This is a genomic window from Eggerthella sp. BIOML-A1 (genome assembly GCF_009875595.1).
In the GTDB taxonomy this organism is placed as follows: Bacteria; Actinomycetota; Coriobacteriia; order Coriobacteriales; family Eggerthellaceae; genus Eggerthella; species Eggerthella lenta.
In genome coordinates, this window is sequence record NZ_WWRZ01000006.1 from 154,735 (window position 1) to 172,906 (window position 18,172).

An 18,172-nucleotide genomic window follows, 5' to 3' on the forward strand; every position below is an offset into this window, starting at 1 on the left:
CCCCCCCCCCCCCCCCCCCCCCCCCCCCCCCCCCCCCCCCCCCCCCCCCCCCCCCCGGTTCACTGTTGCACTTCCGGCGCTCTGCCGTTATCATCTTGTAAAACAACGCTGCGCGCCGAACGGGTTTTTGTTACATGTTACCGGTCTTTTGTGTCGAGGCGTCTTGCAATGACGTGAGCCTATGGTTAAATAGAGCGCGCTTTACAAACGAGTAACGGTTAGGGTACAAGTTTATGGGCTTTCCGGCTTCAACATATCGCTTCATCGATGAGCATGCAAGCTCGTCGACGGAGCAGTGCGCCCTGGCTCGCCCTGCTTCTGCAATCTGCGATGACATGCTGACCCAAAAACCGTCCGGGGGGGGGGCAGTCTGAGAAAGACTGTCGCGAGCCGCATCGAATAGGCGGCGTCGCTCGCGCCGCGTCCGTCGGATGCGTCGTTCGAGAACCCCGCGTCATCAGGATCTCTCCAACTGAATCGATCGAGCCGCCCGTGCCTTCGCGCGGTCGGGCTCGCTATGTGCTGCAGGTGGTGCCGGGCAGGGAGCGCGCCGTGGCCGAGCGCGTCAAGGCGCTTGCCGGTCCGGAGCTGGTGCGCGACTGCTTCGCGCTGAGCTACTGCATCCTCAAGAAGAACCAGGGCGTTTGGCGTCTGCTCACGGAGACCATGTTCCCGGGTTACCTGTTCGTAGCTTCCGACGACATCGAGGCTTTCGAGAAAACCATCAAACGTTCCACTGCGTTCGCGCGCCTTCTGGGCGCCGAGCGGCGCGCTTTCGCGCTGCGGCCCGAGGAGGCCTCGTTCGTGCATGATTTCGGCGGGCCGAGCCACGTGGTGGGCTTTTCCCGCGGCACGATAGACAACGGCCGCACCATCATCGACGAAGGGCCGCTACGCGGTCACGTCGACCGCATCAAGAAGATCGACCGTCACAAGCGCATCGCCTACCTGGACATCGGCCTGCTCGATCAGAAGCAGGTGAGGGTGGGACTTGAGATCGTGCGCAAAACCTGACCTCGCCCTTCGCAGCTTGAACCAGCTTGCTGCGAGGAGCTCGACGGATAGGCGCCGACGGCGAAACCCCTCCTTCGATCTCCCCGCAGGAAACTGCATGCGCCTTTACGGGCGCGACCGAACATACTTCGATGCGCGAAAACGATGCCGCGTGTGCGTTTCGCCAGCTTCGAAGGGATGAATACCCCCGTCATACGTGCGCGTCGGCGGCGCAGCCGAAGGGCGAAGCCATGCCGTCGCGCGTTGAGGAGCCGTGCATGTGGTACGTGGTGCAGACGGTGGCAGGGCGCGAGTTCGCCGTATGCCGCCTGATAGAGAGCTTGGTCGAGGACGATGTGCTGCAGGAGTGCTTCGTGCCGCGCTACGAGGTGCAAAAGCAGTTCCGCGGCCAGTGGCGCACCTGTACGGCCACGCTGTTCCCCGGCTACCTGATCGTGGTGACCGACCGCGTGGACGAGCTGGAATCGCAGCTTCGGCGCGTGCCGGCGTTCGCCTGGGTGCTGAGCAACGACGGGGGTTTCGTTCCTTTGGAGCGCGACGAGGTGGCGTGGATCGACGCGTTCACCGAGAAGGGGCATCGGACGGTGGGCGTGTCCGAGGGTGTGATCGAGGGCGACCGGATCATCGTGCTGAAGGGCCCGCTGGTGGGCCGCGAGGGCTGGATCAGGAAGATCAACCGTCGCAAGCGCACCGCGTATCTGGAGATCGATATGTTCGGGCGAACCATCCAAACGAAAATCGGATTGGGAATTGTCAGAAAACGAACTTGAAAACGGAATAACGGCAGTGGACGCCGGGGGAGCGGTTGCCCTGGACGACGGCTGCTGCCCTGAGCGTGGAGCTGCCGCCCCCGGTCATCCTAAAAAAGCGACCGGAGGGGTCCGCCAGGCTGTCATCCTGAGCGAAGCGACCGTAGGGAGCGAAGTCGAAGGATCCCGAGCGGCGCCGGCCGAAAGCGTACGCGAGTACGAACCGCTGGCTGTCGAGGGGCGGCTGGGGTACCACTTCGTGAAGCGGGCGTTCGATATCGTGTTCTCGGCGTGCGCGACGATCGTAGGGTTGATTCCGGTCGCTCTTCTTTGCCTGGTTATCCGCCTGGAATCCCCCGGCTCCCCAATATACCTCCAAGAGCGCGTCGGCTATCGCGGCAAGCCGCTTCGCATCCTCAAGCTGCGCACCATGGTGGCCGACTCCGACGACGTGGAGAAGCACCTGAGTCCCGAGCAGCTAACGCAATGGGAGCGCGAGCGCAAGGTGGACGACGACCCCCGCGTCACGCGTGTCGGGCGCTTTCTGCGCAAGACCTCCCTCGACGAGCTCCCTCAGTTTCTGAACGTACTCGCCGGCCAGATGAGCGTGATCGGCCCGCGCCCTGTCGTCGAGGAGGAGCTCGCGGCCTACGGCGACGATGCGGGCGAGCTCCTCTCCGCGAAGCCCGGCATCACCGGCTGGTGGCAGGTGCAGGCCCGAAACGACGCGACCTACGGGGACGGCAGCCGCCAGGAGCTGGAGCTGTCGCGAGGAGGGGTTTCCGGCGCTCCGCGACGTTTCGCCCAACCGCTCCGCGGGGAGGGGCTACCAGCACCTCGCCTAGCGGGAGCCTCCGGCACCTCGCGGCGCCTCGCAGCTCCTCCGGCGCCCCGAACCCCCGTCTCCTCAATCCCCACCGCCTCCATGTGGATTTACCGCGCAATCGCTTCGATCGTCAAAGTTTTACTTGCGACGTCGTGAAGCTGGAGTATACTTACCCGCAACAAGTTCATAGACGAAATGCGTTGACGAGGACAGTAGGGACGAACCCATCTTCAGAGAGCCGGCGGATGCTGCGAGCCGGCGGTGGGCGGCCTGAACGCCACCTCCGAGCAGTTCGGCTCGAACGCGACGGCACGCAGCGGACGACCTCCGCGTGCAGCCGGGGCAAGTAGGCTGAACCGGCGACTCCGTTATCAGTCCGATCGAGAGCGACCGCGGCGCGCAGGGATGCGTGCAGCCGGGCGCATCTCCCTTCCTTCTGAGGTCCTGGTGCAGCTTGCTTGCAACGGGATTTTTTTATGCCACGAAACCGGCAACGCCAGGAAGGAAGGGATCGGACATGCAGCTACGCAGCGATGCCGTGCGGTGCGGCACGGCGCGCGCCCCGCACCGCAGCCTGCTCAAGGCCGACGGCATCACCGACGAGGAGATGGAGCGGCCGCTCGTCGCCGTCTTCAACTCCCGCAACGACATCATCCCCGGCCACAACAACCTCGACAAGATCGCCGAAGCCGTGAAGGCGGGCATCTACATGGCCGGCGGCGTGCCGTTCGAGATATCCACCATCGGCGTGTGCGACGGCATCGCCATGAACCACGACGGCATGCACTACTCGCTCGTGTCGCGCGAAGCCATCGCCGACTCGCTGGAATGCGCGGTGCAGGGCCATGCCTTCGACGCGCTCGTGTGCATCCCGAACTGCGACAAGATCGTGCCGGGCATGCTGCTGGGCGCGCTGCGCGTGAACATCCCCACGGTGTTCGTGTCGGGCGGCCCCATGCTTCCCGGCAAGCAGCCGGGCGGGTGCGGGCCCACCACCGACCTCAACACGCTGTTCGACGGCGCGGCGCAGGTGATGAACGACGACATGTCCGAGGCCGAGCTCAAGTACTACGAGGACACCGCGTGCCCCACCTGCGGCAGCTGTTCGGGCATGTTCACGGCGAACTCCATGAACTGCCTGTGCGAGGCCCTGGGCATCGCGCTTCCCGGCAACGGCACCGTGCCCGCGGTGTACTCCGAGCGCATCCGCTTGGCGAAGCATGCGGGCATGAAGGTGATGGAGCTGCTGGAGAAGGGCATCTGCGCGCGCGACATCGTGAACGCGGCCGCCTTGCACAACGCCATGGAATGCGACATGGCCTTCGGCGGCTCCACGAACACGGTGCTGCACCTCACGGCCATCGCGCGCGAGGCGGGACACCCCATCACGATGGACGACTGGGACGCCGCGAGCGCGCGCACGCCGCACCTCGTGAAGCTGCAGCCCTCCGGCCCGCGCCCGCTGTCCGACCTGTACGAGGTCGGGGGCGTGCCCGTGGTCATGCACGAGCTGGCAGAGCTCGACCTGCTCGACCGCAGCGCCGTCACGTGCATGGGCACGCTCGACGAGTACCTGCAGGCCTGCACGAAACCGGCCGACGGCGAGGTGTGCCGCGCGCACGACAACCCCTTCTCCCCTTCAGGCGCGCTCAAGGTGCTGCACGGCAACATCGCGCCCGACGGCGCCATCGTGAAGAAGTCGGCCGTCGATCCGTCCATGCTCGTCCACACCGGCCCCGCGCGCTGCTTCGACAGCGAGGAGGAGGCCTGCGCGGCCATCAACGCCGGCAAGATCGCGGCGGGCGACGTGGTAGTCATCCGCTACGAGGGCCCCAAGGGCGGCCCGGGCATGCGCGAGATGCTGACGCCCACGTCCTCCATCGTGGGGATGGGTCTGTCCACCAGCGTGGCCCTGATCACCGACGGGCGCTTCTCGGGCGCCACGAAGGGCCCGGCCGTGGGGCACGTGAGCCCCGAGGCGGCGGCCGGCGGCCCCATCGCGCTCATCGAGGAAGGCGACCCGGTGACGGTCGATATCGAAGGCGGCGCGCTCACGCTGGGCGTGGACGACGCCGAACTGGAACGCCGTCGCGCGGCCTGGCGGCCGCCGGCGCCGAAGCACGACCACGGCGTGCTCGCGAAGTACGCGAAGCTCGTCTCGTCGGCAGACAAGGGGGCGTACGTATCATGACGAACGCACGGAGCACCGCAACCGACGGCCGCGCGCCGCGCCCGAACCAGGCGAACGCCACCGAGGCCGGCGCCCCGCGCGGCCTGGGCAGCAAGACGCCGAAGCAGGGCAAGACGATGAAGGGCGCCGAGGCCGTGGTGGCCTCGCTCGAAGCCGAGGGCGTCGACCTCGTGTTCGGCTATCCCGGCGGCCAAGCCATCAAAATATACGACGCGTTGTACGACTCGGACCAGATCAAGCACGTGCTGGCGCGCCACGAACAGGGCGCCGTGCACGAGGCCGACGGCTACGCGCGCGCCACGGGCAACGTGGGCGTGGTCATCGTCACCAGCGGCCCGGGCGCCACGAACACGGTGACGGGCATTGCGACGGCCTACATGGACAGCGTGCCGCTCGTGGTGATCACGGGCCAGGTGCCGCGCGGCGTCATCGGCACGGACTCGTTCCAGGAATCCGATATCGTGGGCATCACCATGCCGGTGGTGAAGCACAGCTACCTTTTGCAGTCCACCGACGAGTTGACGACTACGTTCCGCGAGGCGTTCCACATCGCCAAGACCGGCCGTCCCGGCCCCGTGCTCATCGACGTCCCGTCGGATCTGGCCAGCGAGCTCATGACGTTCGAGTACCCCGACGACGTGAACCTGCCGTCGTACAAGCCCACCTACCGCGGCAACGCCAAGCAGATCAAACAGGCCGTGTCCCGTATCAAGCAAGCAGAACGTCCCGTGCTGTACGTGGGCGGCGGCACCGTGTCCTCTGGCGCGTCCGAAGAGCTGAAGGCGCTGGCCGAGCTCATGCAGATTCCCGTGGTCACCACGCTCATGGGCAAGGGCGCGTTCCCCGCGTCCCACGAGCTGAACCTGGGGCCCGTCGGGATGCACGGCTCGAAGTACGCGAACCTCGCCATGACGGAAAGCGACCTTATCATCGCGGCGGGAGCGCGCTTCTCCGACCGCGTCACCGGCAAGCTGGACGAGTTCGCGCCGCACGCCGACGTCATCCACATCGACATCGACCCGGCCGAGATCGGCAAGGTGCGCGAGGTGCAGGTGCCCATCGTAGGCGACCTCAAGGGCGTGCTGGCCGGCATCGTGTCGACGTTGGAGAAGGAAGGCGCGCGCCCCGGCACGGGCACATGGGTGGAGCAGATCTCCGCCTGGCGCACGCGCTACCCGTTCTACCATCCCGGCGTGGGGGACGACCCCGACGAGATCGTCCCCGAGGTGGTGCTGAAGAAGCTGTCGGAGTCGCTCGATCCTCAGAACAGCGTCGTCGTGACCGAGGTGGGGCAGCACCAGATGTGGGCGGCCCAGAGCGTGGACCGTGAGGCGCCGCGCAGCTTCCTGTCGTCGGGCGGCCTGGGCACGATGGGCTTCGGCTTCCCGGCCGCCATCGGCGCGGCCATCGGCTGTCCGGAGAAGCAGGTGGTGTGCGTGGCGGGCGACGGGTCGTTCCAGATGAACAGCCAGGAGATGGCCACGGCCAGCATCCACCGCGTGCCGGTGAAGGTGCTCATCCTGGACAACCGCTGCCTCGGCATGGTGCACCAGTGGCAGAAGCTGTTCTACGACGAGCGCTACTCCTCGACGCTGCTGGACGCCAGCCCCGACTTCGTGAAGCTGGCCGAAGCGTACGGCTGGCGGGGCGAGCGGGTGGAGAAGCCCGCTGACGTGGACGCGGCGCTGGCGCGCATGCTGGCAAGCGACGGGCCGTACCTGCTGGACGTGGCCATCTCGCGCGATCAGAACGTGTATCCCATGGTGGCGCCGGGCCGCGCGCTCGACGAGGTGATCGGCGCCATCGACGTGGCCGTGGGAGCCGTGCGCACCGACGTGCCCGAAGGCGACGAAGCCGATGGAAGCGACGTGGAGGGGAGCGACCGATGAAGCACATCCTGTCCGTTCTGGTGGAGAACAAGCCCGGCGTGCTGTCGCGCGTCACCGGCCTCATCTCGCGGCGCGGCTTCAACATCGAGTCGCTGTCGGTGGGCCCCACCGAAGATCCCACCATGTCGCGCGTCACGGCCATCGTGAAGGCCGACGACGTGGCCTACGAGCAGATCACGAAGCAGCTGCACAAGCTGATCAGCGTGCACAAGATCACCGACCTCACCAACGACGCGGCCATCGAGCGCGAGCTGGTGCTGTTCAAGGTGAACGCCCAGCCCGACCGTCGCAACGAGATCATCGAGATCGCCAACGTGTTCCGTGCGAAGATCGTGGACGTGGGCCGCAGCTCGCTGACCATCGAGGCCACGGGCGACGAGAGCAAGCTCAAGGGCATGGAGGACCTCTTCCGCGCCTACGGCATCAAGGAGATCACCCGCACCGGCAAAATCGCCATGTCCCGCAATTCGAAGGACGTGTGAGGCTCGCGCGGCGCATCCCGAACACCAGGTAACCTCAGCCAATAGAAAGGAAAAACGAACATGGCTGTCACGATCTATCACGAGAAAGACGCGAACCCCCAGCTCATCCAGGACAAGAAGGTGGCCATCATCGGCTACGGCAGCCAGGGCCACGCCCATGCGCTCAACCTGCTGGACTCGGGCGTGGACGTGCGCGTGGGCCTGCGCGAGGACTCGCGCTCGCGGGCCAAGGCCGAGGAGGCGGGCCTCAAGGTGATGAGCGTCGCCGACGCTGCCGAGGAAGCCGACTTCATCATGATCCTCACGCCCGACGAGACCCAGGCCGCCACGTACGAAGCGGACATCGCCCCGCATCTCAAGGCCGGCGACACGCTGGCGTTCGCGCACGGCTTCAACATCCACTTCGGCTACATCGAGCCGCCCGCGGAGGTCGACGTGGTCATGATCGCGCCGAAGGGCCCGGGCCACATGGTGCGCCGCGTGTTCACCGAAGGCGCGGGCGTGCCGTGCCTCATCTGCGTGAACCAGGACGCGTCGGGCCAGGCCAAGGATGTGGCGCTGTCGTACGCGTGGGGCATCGGCGGCGCGCGCGCCGGCGTCATCGAGACCACGTTCAAGAACGAGACCGAAACCGACCTGTTCGGCGAGCAGGCCGTGCTGTGCGGCGGCGTGACGGCGCTCATCAACGCCGGCTTCGAGACGCTGGTGGAGGCGGGCTATCCGCCCGAGATGGCCTACTTCGAGTGCTTCCACGAGATGAAGCTCATCGTGGACCTCATGTACGAGGGCGGCATGTCGAACATGCGCTACTCCATCTCGAACACGGCCGAGTACGGCGACTACTACGCCGGCCCGCAGGTGATTACCGACGAGACGAAAGCCGCGATGAAGACCGTGCTGGCGCGCATCCAGGACGGCAGCTTCGCCCACGAGTTCATGGAGGACTCGAAGAACGGCCAGAAGTGGCTCAAAGAGCAGCGCATGGAGCATGGCAACGCCCAGATCGAGGAAGTGGGCGCCAACATCCGCTCGATGTTCAGCTTCGTGAGGAGGTAGGACTGCGGTCCGTCGCCCGCGCAGACGGAGAAGCGCGGGCAGACGGGTTCGATTCGCCGGAGACGGCTTCGCACAAAGAAGGGGCCCGACGTTGAACTGCGCCCCGGTTCTTGGACAAGGAAAATAAAGGTGGCTATGCTGCTAAGGACTGGTTCCGGAATTCCTCCGGGGTCAGTCCTTTCAGTTTAACCTGCCTTCGCCTCGTGTTCCAGTGGACGATGTACGCCTCGAGCCTCTCCTTGAACTCCTCGAAGCTCTCGAAGCTCTGCCCGCGGAAGAACTCGTCCTTGATATGGCCGAAGACCTGCTCGGTCGCGCCGTTGTCGATGCAGTTGCCCTTTCTCGACATGCTCTGGACGATGCCCGCCTCCTCGAGCGTCTTGCAATAACCGTCGTGCTGGTACTGCCATCCCATGTCGGAGTGCATGACCGGGCTCGCGGCCTCCGGCATCTTCGCCAGCAGGCCTTCCAGCATCTCCTTTTGCTGCGCCATGTTCGCAGACCGCGATATGCTCCAGGACACGATCTCCTTGCTGCCGAAGTCGTACGCTGGGGCAAAGTAGGCCCTGCCCCACGGGGCCTTGAACTCGGTGACGTCCGTGCCGAGCTTCTGCCAGGGTTCGTCGGCTGAGAAGTCCCTGTCCAGGACGTTGTCGAACGCCCTGCCGACAACGCCTTTGAACGAGTTGTACCTGTGGTAGTCGCTCTCGCGCCGGATGCCGCAGCTGATGCCCATCTCGTGCATGATCTTCAGTGCGGTCTTGTCGGCTATCGCCACGTCCTCCTCGGCGCGCAGGGCCATGGCGACCTGCCTGTGTCCGCAGCCGTTGGCCGTGCGGGAGAACACCTCCGCCACCTTCTCCCATAGCTCCGGCCTCGTCGGCCTCGGCGGGTGCGAGCGGGCGCGGTAGTAAGTCGATCTCGGGAGCCCGGCGGCTGCCAACAGGTCGGAAAGAGCGTGGCCTTGCCCTGAAAGCATCTCGATCACTTGGGACTTCTCCCAGCTCGAGACTTCTCCGCCTCCAGGGCGCGGACTTTTTTTAAGTAGGCGTTCTCGGCTTCGAGCCTGCGCACGCGCGCCTCGAGCTCTTGCTCGCGCGTCTTGGGCGCGCTTTGAGCCGCAGATCCCTTCGGCCTGCCCTTGGGCTTGGGCCTGAGAGCGTCGGCCCCGCCTTCGCGGTAGAGCCGGCACCAGGAGTCGAGCGGGGTCCTCGACGCGATGCCGAAGGCGGCCATGGCCTCGGGCTTGCCCATCCCCTCGTCCACGACGGCCCGAGCTGCGGCGACCTTCGTCTCCCAAGCGTATCTCGTTTTCCGGCTACCCATGCAGAGCAGCACCTCGCTTCCGACCGACCTGTACGTCAGAAGCCATTTTTCCACGATGCTGGCCGACATGCAAAGCCTCGCGGCGACGATGTCCCTGCCGTACCCCTCGTCGAACAGCTCGACCGCTAGTTCGCGCATCTTCCTGTCATGCTTCGGCGGCATAAAGAAGCCTCCCATCTCTCGAACTTTACTTTCTTGTCCAAGAAATGGGAGGCAGTTCACGTCGGGCCCCTTCTTTCACGTGCGGGAACGAAGCTGCGGGCCGCTACAGGTTGTTCTCCTTCTTGATGTTGTAGGCCAAAAGCACGCAGACGAGGGGCAGGACGAGGCCGAAGAGGGCGCTGGCGATGTCGCCGCCGTCCGCGCTGCCGCCGAAGAAGGTGCCGAGCGCGCTCAGCACGGCGAACGCGAGCCCGATGATGGCCAGCGCGTAGAACGCGCCGATCTTGCGCGGGTCGTTGGCTCCGCGCAGGCCGAAGATGCCGATGGCCAGGTTGATGGCGCCTCCGAGGAGGATGACGAAGCCGGCGACGGCTGCCACGCCTCCGACGAGGGCGGCGCTTCCGGCGTCGCCGATGCCCGCGCCCAGGATGCCGAGGGCTCCGCCGGTGACGATGCCGCCGATGCCGAGGAGCAGCGTGAGCGCCGCGAACACGATCATGATGATGGAGATGACCTTGAGGGCTTTCTGCGAGGTGGTCTTCTGCATGGCGTTCCCTTCTCTTTTCGGTACGTCGGAATAGGATACCCGACGGGAGGTGCGGGAACGTCTACAATACCGCACCAAAGCAGCCGTGCGGTCGCTTTTCGCCGTGCTTGCCGAGTCGGACGCGCGTTTTCGCAATTCATCGGGAATTTCGCAGCCCGTGCATCTATCCATGGGGTTTTTCCGTATCATAAGGACGTTTGCTCGATCGGCGTGAACGCGTGCGGCCGGCGCCGGGCGGGACTGTTTCCCTGACATCCATAAGGCAAGAGGTGGTTTTCGTTATGACGAAGAAGGTGCTGGTTACCGAAAGGCTGGCCGAGGCGGGTCTCGCAGTGCTCCGCGACAAGGGGTGCGAGGTCGACGTCAAGCTGAAGATGACGCCCGAGGAGCTGATCGAGACCGTTCCCGGCTACGATGCGCTCATCGTGCGCTCGGCCACGAAGGTCACGGCCGAGGTCGTCGAAGCCGCCGATCGTCTGCGCATCATCGGGCGCGCCGGCGTGGGCGTGGACAACGTAGACGTCGAAGCGGCCACCGAGCACGGCATCATCGTGTGCAACGCGCCCACGTCCAACATCGTGTCCGCCGCCGAGCACGCCATCGGCCTCATGCTTGCCTGCGCGCGCAAGGTTCCGCAGGCGAACGCGTCCATGCACGAGGGCGTTTGGGAGCGCGGGAAGTACACCGGCGTGGAGCTGTACGAGAAGACGCTCGCCATCTTCGGCCTCGGCCGCATCGGCGGCCTCGTGGCCGAGCGGGCACGCGCCTTCGGCATGAAACTGATCGGCTACGACCCGTACTGCAGCCCCGAGCGCGCCGAGCAGCTGGGCGTGACGCTGTACGACGACGTGGACGCCCTTGTGCCGTTGGCCGACTTCATCACCGTCCACCTTCCCAAGACGAAGGAGACCATCGGGATGTTCGGGCCCGACCAGTACGCGCGAATGAAGGACGGCGTGATCCTGGTGAACGCCGCGCGCGGCGGCATCTTCGACGAGAAGTCGCTCGCCGACTTCCTGGCCGCCGGCAAGATCGGCGCGGTCGGCATCGACGTGCACGAAAGCGAGCCCTGCACGGACAGCCCCCTGCGCGAGTTCGACAACGCCATCCTCACGCCGCATATCGCGGCGTCCACGCAGGAGGCGCAGCTGCGAGCCGGCGTGCAGACGGCCGAGTACGTGGCGGCGGGCCTCGAGGGATCCATCGTGCCCACGGCTTTGAACATGGCGCCCGTGCCGCCCGAGGTGATGGACGCGGTGGGACCGTACGTGCCCGCTTGCCAGATGATGGGCAGCATGCTCGCGCAGATCGACGGCGAGATCCCCCAGTTCCTGAAGCTGACGACGGCTGGCGCGCTGGCGCACGCCGACGCGTCCATCCTCGTTGCCGGCACGCTCAAGGGCATCCTGTCCTACCAGAGCACGGCCACGGTGACGCCGGTGAACGCCGACGCGGTGGCGAAGCGCCACGGCATCAAGGTGGAGACGCTTTCGTCGCCCGACGCCGGGGGCTACGCTTCCACCGTGTCGGTGGTGGCCGACGGCACCGAAGTGGCCTGCACGCTGGCGGGCGAAGCGCAGGCTGCGCGCCTCGTGTCGCTGTTCGGCTACCAGCTGGACATCGCTCCGGCCGGTCAGTCGCTCGTGTTCGAGTACGTGGACGCGCCGGGGCGCGTGGGCGCCATCGGCACCATCCTGGGCGAGGCGGGCATCAACATCACCACGATGCAGATCGGCACAAAGCCGGCCGAGCAATGCGCGCTCGTGTACATGAACGTGGAGGGCGACGTCGACGACGACGTGCTGTCCAAGCTGCGCGCGGGGCTGGGCGACCTCAAAAACCTCTGGTACGTGAAGCTGTAGCGGCGGCGCGATGTTCGGCCCGCTCATCGTCATCTACCTGTTCTTGGCGGGCGCGGGCTGCGGCACGTTCGTCGCGGCCGTGTACCTGTCGCAGCGGGCGCGCTCGTCCGCTGCGCTGAGGCGCTCGCTCGGGCGGGTGGCCTTGCCGTCGCTCGTCGTCTCGTGCGGCATGGTCGCAGTGGGCGCCGCGTGCCTCATGCTGGATCTGGGAAGGCCCGAGCTCGCGCTCGACGTGTTGGCGAACCCGGCTGGCAGCGTGCTGTCGGTCGGGGCGTGGGCGCTCGTGGCGTTCATGGCCGCCGTGGCGGCGCTCCTCGCGTGCAACCTGCGCGTGCTCGGGCTCGGCCACGGCGCCGTGCTGGCCGTGCAGGCCCTCGGCTGCGCGAGCGCGCTCGTGGTGATGGTGTACTCGGGGCTGTTCCTCTCCACCATCTGGACGCTGCCGCTTCTGGCGTCGCCGCTCGTGCCGGTGCTGTTCACCTGCTCGTCGCTGTCGTGCGGCGCGGCGGTGATGCTCGTGCTGCCGCTTCTGTGCGACGCCGATCCGCAGCCGTTGTTCGCGCGGCTCTCCCGCATCGACGGCGCGCTGCTGGCGCTCGAGGCCGTCGTGCTGACGGCCTTCATGGTTGCGGCGGCCGGTGACGTGCTGTCGAGCGCGGCCGCGCAGCGCCTGCTGACGGGCGATATGGCGCCCGCGTTCTGGGGCGCGCTCGCGGCGGTGGGCATCGCGGCCCCCTTCGCGCTGGAGGCGGCGCTGCGGCGTCCCGACGCGCGCGCCTGCGCCTGCATCGGCGTGCTGGTGCTGATAGGCGGCTTCTTCCTGCGGTACTGCCTGTGCACGGCTCCCTTCATGGACATCGCGTCGTACCTGTGAGACGAAGGGGCGGGGTCGGTGTCCCGCTTCGATCGCAGAATGAGGCAACAACCTCGTCCCCTCGTCTCGCTCCCTCGTCTCGTCGTCTCGCCCTGTCGTCGTTTCGTGCTTGCGAATGCGCGATTCTCGCCGGCGATGCCGACGAAGCGCGCTAGAATATACACGGTTGTATTTGGCTAGAGATGTAGGAAAATCCGCGCCAGCCGACGACGGCGCGAGGAAGCTCGGGGCATGGAGAATTTCAGCATAGACGAACGCAGCGGCGTGCCCATCTGGGTGCAGCTTCGCAACCGCCTCGTCTACCTTATCCAGACCGGGCGCTACCAGCCCGGCGACCAGCTTCCCACCGTGCACGAGATGGCCGTCAACCTCAACATCAACTACAACACCGTGAACAAGGTGTACCGCAGCATGGAGACGTCGGGTCTCATCATGTCGAAGCGCGGGCGCGGAACCTTCGTCGCCGAGAATCCCGCGTTCGACGACGAGGATTCCCTGGAGTCAACCATCGATGCGATGATGGGCGATTTCATCCGCCAGTGCGAGGAGCTGGGCATGACGCGCGAAGAGATAGCGGGTCGCCTTCAGGACAAGATTTCCCGGATGGGATAGGAGCGAGCTATGGTCAAGTTCGGCAAACGCGGCAACGAGCGTGCGAACGACGTGCTGTCAGGCGGGGAGGAGAGCGTCTCCGGCAGGCGCAAGGCATCGCGCCGCGGTGCGGTGGTGCTGGCCGTGACGCTGTTCCTCGTTGCGTTCGCCCTTGTCCTGGCTGCGACGTTCCCCTTCCGCTCGGCGTTCACCGTGGCGCTCGCCGTGGTCGCCGGCCTGGCGCTGGCAGGCAGCGTGCACATCGCCTACGAATGGGAGCGTGCCGTGGTGCTGCGCTTCGGCCGGTTCCACCGCCTCGCCGGGCCGGGTCTGTACGTCACCGTCCCCGTGGTGGATTCGGTGACCATCGTCATCGACCAGCGCATCTCGTCCATCTCGTGTTCGGCCGAGCAGGTGCTCACGGCCGATCTCGTGCCGGTGGATCTCGACGCCGTCGTGTTCTGGATGGTGTGGGATCCGAAGAAGGCGTGCCTGGCTGTGGAAGACTACGAGCACTCGGCGTCGCTCGTGGCGCAGACGGCGCTGCGCGACGCCATCGGCCAGGTGGAGATCGCCGAGCTGTCCATGCAGCGCGCGCATATCGACCACCAACTGAAGAAGAGCATCGAGGAGAAGACTGAGCAGTGGGGCGTCACCATCAACGACGTGGAGATCCGCGACATCCGCATGCCCCAGGAGCTGCAGAACGCCATGAGCGCCGAGGCCCAGGCGCAGCAGGAGCGCAACGCCCGCGTCGTGCTGGCCGAGGTTGAGAAGGACATCTCCGACATGTTCATCGAGGCCGCGCATGCCTACCGCGAGGACGACCTGGCGCTGCAGCTGCGCATGATGAGCCTCGTGAACGAGAGCGTGAAGGAGGGCGGCAACATGGTGGTGGTGCCGAGCCCCTACGCCCAGGGCTTCACAGGCGACATAGCCTCCGCCCTCAAGGGGAAGAAGTAGCCCCTTCTGCGGCAAGCAAGGGCGCCATCCTCTCGGCAGTGCCCGTAAACGTACAAATGTTTCACGTGAAACAATCGTTCGCGCAAACAAATGTTTCACGTGAAACATCAGGGCCGTCGGATGCGGGTCGCCGGCTTGCTGACAGCCCGCCTCTGCCCGCCGCAGGCGCCGCTGCTCTCCTGATCCGTATCTCGCCGATAGCCCGATCGGGCGTCTCCGCTTGTCCGACACCGTCGGCCGCTCGTTCGCGAACGGTTGGTTGCGGGATCGGAAAGGCCAGCTACGCGACGGCGGATTCTGCTATGGTGCGATAGGGGAGCGGACGCTTCCAATGACGGCGCGGCTGCGCTCGGTAAAACATTTTCCAAAAGGTAATATATGATAACTGACATGGGCATACGATGTCGACAAGGCGTCGTTTTCGCAAGGCGAAGGTCGCAAGGGCATCCCGCTCTCGCGACCTTCGCCGCGTTTTCCGCACCGTTCGCAGACGTCTAAATTATTCTTGAAATGAACATATTCAATTTCCTATTTAACTATATTACTATGAAAACAGTTAATTAGAGGTCGAGGAAACGGTCATGAGTCACTGAGAAAGGGGATGCAATGACCACAGACGAGATGAGCGTGACGCGTCGGGGTTTCGTCAAGGGAACCGCCGTCGCGGGCGCCGGCCTGGCGATGTTGGGCGCGGCGGGGGCGATGACCTCCGCTGACGGATGGCTGGTTCCGGCGCATGCCGAGACCGCCGAGGAGTACACGGCATTCACCTACCACCAGTCCCACTGCGGCGGCATGTGCCCGCTGGCGTGCACGGTGCGCGACGGGCGCATGGTGTCGGTTCAGCCGAACCACTGCTGCGACGACCGGTACGAAACCATCTGCGTGAAGGGCATTTCCGAGGTCCAGCACATCTACGGCGACCATCGCGTGCAGACCCCGCTTCGACGCACCGGAGAGCGCGGCGCGGGCGAGTTCGAGCCTATCTCGTGGGACGAAGCGCTCGACGAGGTGTGCGACAAGCTCAAGGAGCTCCAGGGCAAGTACGGAAACGACTGCGTGGCCATCTCGACGGGCGCCGAAGCGAACTTCCCGTGGCTGGCCGCCGTGCTGGGCGCGCAGGTGGATGCCAGCTCCGGCATCGACGTGGGCATCGGCAACGGTTTGGATCCTGCCATCGGTTTCGGCGGCGGCTACGCGATGGCCACCTGCGAGGCTCGCGACTGGGTGAATTCCAAGCTCGTGCTCAACGTGGGCAGCAACTTCCTGGAGTCCAGCCTGCCCAACGTGCGCCTGTTCTTCGAGGCGAAGGAAGCCGGCACCCGCATGGTGACGGTGGATCCCCACTTCTCCACGACGGCCGGCAAATCGGATCAGTGGGTGCCCATCACGCCGGGCACCGATGCCGCATTCTTCCTCGGCATGGCCAGCGTCATCCTCGACGAGCAGCTCTACGACGAGGACTTCGTGCTGAACCACACCTCGCTTCCGTTCCTCGTGGACGTCGCGACGGGCAAGCTCGTGCGCGACCACGCGGAGGATCCTGACGCCGAAGAGCCCGAGACCGGCGAGCAGAACCCCTTCTTCGTGTGGGACACGGCGACGAACGCGAAGGCGGCCTACGACGTCGCGGCCGTGAAGCCCGCTCTCGAGGGCACCTTCGACGTGGACGGCGCATCCTGCACCACGGTGTTCTCGCTCCTCAAGCAGAAGCAGGTCGAGTACACTCCCGAGTGGGCTGAAAGCGTAAGCGGCGTGCCCGCCGCCACCATCCGCCAACTTGCCCGCGAGTACGCCGAGGGTCCTGCCTGCCTGGCGCTGGGCTGGGGCGGCAACGACAAGATGGGCAACGCCGACATCGCCGGCCACGCTGCCGCAACGCTCGTGGCCCTCACGGGCAACGTGGGCAAGGTGGGCGCCGGCGTGGGCGTGTTCGTGGGCGGCAGCTACAACGGCCATGCGGGCACGCTGGGCGCCTGGGAGCTTCCCGAGGACATGACGGCCGGCACGCTGGAGATGCCGCTGTACGATGCCCGCGAGGGTAACGCCAAGGTGCGCGCCTGCATCTTCTGCGGCGATGTGCTCCAGCAGCACATCGGCAACATGAACAAGACCGCCGAGTTCGCGCGCGGCCTCGACTTCATCGTCACCATCGACCCGTACTTCACCGAGGGCGCGAAGTGGGCCGACGTCATCCTGCCCGCCACCACGCGCTTCGAGAACGACGCGGAGGTGGGGAGCGTGAAGATCGGCTACAGCAACATCGTGCTGCAGAACAAGATCATCGAGCCGTTGTTCGAGGCTCGCACCGACTTCTGGATCGGCAAGGAAATCGCCAAGCGTTTCGGCAAAGACCAGTACCTGCCCGCCACGTCCGAGGAATGGGTGGCGAAGGTGCTGTCCTCCTCTGAGGACCCGTACGTCTCCGCGCTCACCATCGACAAGATCAACGCTGCGAACGGCGTGTATCCCCTCGAGGGCATCGAGGAGCCGCGCCGAGAGTTCATGGACCGCGTGTTCGCCACCCCCTCCACGCGCATGGACGTCTACTACGACGCTCTTGTGGAATACGGTCAGGCGCTTCCCGCCTACGAGCCGCCGCTTGAGGCGCACGCCGGCAACAAGCTGGCCGAAACCTACCCGCTGCAGCTGGCGAACGTGCGCACGCGCTACCGCATCCACAACCAGTTCAACGATGCCAAGTGGATCCAGCAGTTCGCCGAGCCGCGCATCGAGCTGAACCCCTCTGAAATGGAGAAGCGCGGCCTGGCCACAGGAGATGCAGTGGAAGTGTTCAACGACCGCGGCTCCTTCAAGTGCCGCGTGAAGGCCAACGAGTCCATCCGTCCCGGAAGCGCGCGCATGTTCGAGGGGCAGACGGCCGACTTCCTCATCGAAGGCAACGTCCAGAACGTCACGAACGACGGCTACGTCGAGCGAGGCTCCGAGCTCATGTGCGGCCCGGTCATCCCGTTCTCCGATACCCTCGTCGAGATCAAGAAAGCGTAGGTGAGCGATCATGACCAAGCTTGGCATCGCCATCAACCTTGAGCGTTGCGTCGGGTGCAACACCTGCGCGAACGCCTGCAAGATGCAGAACAACATACCCATGAACATGCTGTACATCCGCGTGGAGACCGACGGCGTGGACACCGCCGACGGCGCGCAGGGGACGTACCCCGACCTCAGTCGCACCTACATCCCCGTGGCGTGCCAGCACTGCGAGAACCCCGCCTGTCTGAAGGTGTGCCCCGTGGGCGCCACGTACAAAGACGATATGGGTCGCGTGGAAATCCACTACGACAAGTGCATCGGCTGCCGCATCTGCATGGCCGCTTGCCCCTACAACGCCCGCGTGTTCAACTGGAGCGAGCCCGAGCGCGATCCCAACTGGAACTACGGCGACAAGGACGTGCCGGTTCGCCCGAAGGGCGTGGCGGAGAAGTGCACGCTGTGCAAGGAGCGCACCGACCGCGGCGACATCCCCATGTGCGTGCGCGTGTGCCCGGGCCGCGCCCGCGTGTACGGCGACTTGGACGATCCCGAGTCCGAGATCTCGAAGGTCGTGCGCGAGAACCATGCCTATCAGCTGCTCGAGGAGTTCGGCACCCGCCCGCAGCTCCGTTACTACAACGCGTAA

15 protein-coding genes and 1 pseudogene are annotated in these 18,172 nt (G+C 65.7%); 13 read left to right on the forward strand and 3 right to left on the reverse strand.

Features of this window, described 5'->3' with window-relative positions; translation table 11 throughout:
* Nucleotides 1-492: 492 nt before the first annotated feature.
* The 7 genes from GT590_RS08640 (at nt 493) to ilvC (ending at nt 8,207) form a co-directional block, all read left to right on the forward strand.
* The gene (locus GT590_RS08640; RefSeq protein ID WP_015760826.1) at nt 493-1,014 is read left to right on the forward strand and encodes a transcription termination/antitermination NusG family protein; all 522 of its coding nucleotides are present in this window, start codon (nt 493-495) and stop codon (nt 1,012-1,014) included.
* 257 nt (nt 1,015-1,271) lie between these two features.
* Nucleotides 1,272-1,784: an antiterminator LoaP gene (gene loaP, locus GT590_RS08645; RefSeq protein WP_015760825.1), complete on the forward strand. Its 513-nt coding sequence runs from the start codon at nt 1,272-1,274 to the stop codon at nt 1,782-1,784.
* Nucleotides 1,785-1,800: 16 nt separating this feature from the next.
* On the forward strand, nt 1,801-2,745 hold the full coding sequence (locus GT590_RS14315) for a sugar transferase (RefSeq protein WP_015760824.1): 945 nt from the start codon (nt 1,801-1,803) through the stop codon (nt 2,743-2,745).
* A 361-nt stretch (nt 2,746-3,106) separates the two neighbouring features.
* Nucleotides 3,107-4,780 (forward strand): dihydroxy-acid dehydratase, encoded by a 1,674-nt coding sequence (ilvD, locus tag GT590_RS08655; protein WP_114518432.1) that lies wholly within the window; start codon nt 3,107-3,109, stop codon nt 4,778-4,780.
* Nucleotides 4,777-6,669, forward strand: a complete 1,893-nt coding sequence (gene ilvB, locus GT590_RS08660; RefSeq protein WP_114516476.1) for a biosynthetic-type acetolactate synthase large subunit — start codon at nt 4,777-4,779, stop codon at nt 6,667-6,669. Before ilvD ends, ilvB begins: the two co-directional genes overlap by 4 nt.
* Complete coding sequence (gene ilvN / locus GT590_RS08665; protein WP_009304310.1) at nt 6,666-7,151, forward strand: acetolactate synthase small subunit; 486 nt, start codon at nt 6,666-6,668, stop codon at nt 7,149-7,151. The genes ilvB and ilvN overlap by 4 nt, the downstream gene beginning before the upstream one ends.
* A gap of 60 nt (nt 7,152-7,211) precedes the next feature.
* Nucleotides 7,212-8,207 carry a ketol-acid reductoisomerase gene (gene ilvC / locus GT590_RS08670; protein WP_021410263.1) on the forward strand — a complete coding sequence of 332 codons (996 nt, stop codon included), beginning with the start codon at nt 7,212-7,214 and terminating at the stop codon, nt 8,205-8,207.
* Nucleotides 8,208-8,340: 133 nt separating this feature from the next.
* Here ilvC and GT590_RS08675 read toward each other — a convergent pair whose 3' ends face one another.
* The 3 genes and pseudogenes from GT590_RS08675 to GT590_RS08685 form a co-directional block, all read right to left on the reverse strand.
* Entirely contained in the window at nt 8,341-9,399 is a 1,059-nt protein-coding gene (locus tag GT590_RS08675; RefSeq protein WP_227791323.1) for an IS3 family transposase, read from the reverse strand.
* Nucleotides 9,348-9,710 (reverse strand): annotated as a pseudogene (locus tag GT590_RS14765) (helix-turn-helix domain-containing protein); the annotation flags it as partial. The pseudogene GT590_RS14765 and the gene GT590_RS08675, both read right to left, overlap by 52 nt.
* 88 nt (nt 9,711-9,798) lie before the next feature.
* The gene (locus tag GT590_RS08685; RefSeq protein WP_009609247.1) at nt 9,799-10,242 is read right to left on the reverse strand and encodes a hypothetical protein; all 444 of its coding nucleotides are present in this window, start codon (nt 10,240-10,242) and stop codon (nt 9,799-9,801) included.
* A gap of 281 nt (nt 10,243-10,523) precedes the next feature.
* Here GT590_RS08685 and serA point away from each other — a divergent pair, with 281 nt between their 5' ends.
* From serA to GT590_RS08715, 6 genes are all read left to right on the forward strand, one after another.
* Entirely contained in the window at nt 10,524-12,104 is a 1,581-nt protein-coding gene (gene serA, locus GT590_RS08690) for a phosphoglycerate dehydrogenase (protein ID WP_021410264.1), read from the forward strand.
* 10 nt (nt 12,105-12,114) lie between these two features.
* On the forward strand, nt 12,115-12,978 hold the full coding sequence (gene nrfD / locus GT590_RS08695) for an NrfD/PsrC family molybdoenzyme membrane anchor subunit (RefSeq protein ID WP_114513572.1): 864 nt from the start codon (nt 12,115-12,117) through the stop codon (nt 12,976-12,978).
* A gap of 231 nt (nt 12,979-13,209) precedes the next feature.
* The gene (locus GT590_RS08700; RefSeq protein ID WP_009304315.1) at nt 13,210-13,590 is read left to right on the forward strand and encodes a GntR family transcriptional regulator; all 381 of its coding nucleotides are present in this window, start codon (nt 13,210-13,212) and stop codon (nt 13,588-13,590) included.
* A gap of 9 nt (nt 13,591-13,599) precedes the next feature.
* Complete coding sequence (locus GT590_RS08705) at nt 13,600-14,532, forward strand: SPFH domain-containing protein (RefSeq protein ID WP_009304316.1); 933 nt, start codon at nt 13,600-13,602, stop codon at nt 14,530-14,532.
* 606 nt (nt 14,533-15,138) lie between these two features.
* Complete coding sequence (locus GT590_RS08710; RefSeq protein ID WP_161171009.1) at nt 15,139-17,541, forward strand: molybdopterin-dependent oxidoreductase; 2,403 nt, start codon at nt 15,139-15,141, stop codon at nt 17,539-17,541.
* 10 nt (nt 17,542-17,551) lie between these two features.
* Nucleotides 17,552-18,172 (forward strand): 4Fe-4S dicluster domain-containing protein, encoded by a 621-nt coding sequence (locus GT590_RS08715; protein WP_009304318.1) that lies wholly within the window; start codon nt 17,552-17,554, stop codon nt 18,170-18,172.

Bases quoted from the DNA above. Each gene is read 5' to 3' on its own strand.
- loaP (WP_015760825.1), top strand. From the start codon at position 1,272: ATGTGGTACGTGGTGCAGACGGTGGCAGGGCGCGAGTTCGCCGTATGC.
- ilvD (WP_114518432.1), top strand. From the start codon at position 3,107: ATGCAGCTACGCAGCGATGCCGTGCGGTGCGGCACGGCGCGCGCCCCG.
- ilvB (WP_114516476.1), top strand. From the start codon at position 4,777: ATGACGAACGCACGGAGCACCGCAACCGACGGCCGCGCGCCGCGCCCG.
- ilvN (WP_009304310.1), top strand. From the start codon at position 6,666: ATGAAGCACATCCTGTCCGTTCTGGTGGAGAACAAGCCCGGCGTGCTG.
- ilvC (WP_021410263.1), top strand. From the start codon at position 7,212: ATGGCTGTCACGATCTATCACGAGAAAGACGCGAACCCCCAGCTCATC.
- GT590_RS08685 (WP_009609247.1), bottom strand. From the start codon at position 10,242: ATGCAGAAGACCACCTCGCAGAAAGCCCTCAAGGTCATCTCCATCATC.
- serA (WP_021410264.1), top strand. From the start codon at position 10,524: ATGACGAAGAAGGTGCTGGTTACCGAAAGGCTGGCCGAGGCGGGTCTC.
- nrfD (WP_114513572.1), top strand. From the start codon at position 12,115: ATGTTCGGCCCGCTCATCGTCATCTACCTGTTCTTGGCGGGCGCGGGC.
- GT590_RS08700 (WP_009304315.1), top strand. From the start codon at position 13,210: ATGGAGAATTTCAGCATAGACGAACGCAGCGGCGTGCCCATCTGGGTG.
- GT590_RS08705 (WP_009304316.1), top strand. From the start codon at position 13,600: ATGGTCAAGTTCGGCAAACGCGGCAACGAGCGTGCGAACGACGTGCTG.
- GT590_RS08710 (WP_161171009.1), top strand. From the start codon at position 15,139: ATGACCACAGACGAGATGAGCGTGACGCGTCGGGGTTTCGTCAAGGGA.
- GT590_RS08715 (WP_009304318.1), top strand. From the start codon at position 17,552: ATGACCAAGCTTGGCATCGCCATCAACCTTGAGCGTTGCGTCGGGTGC.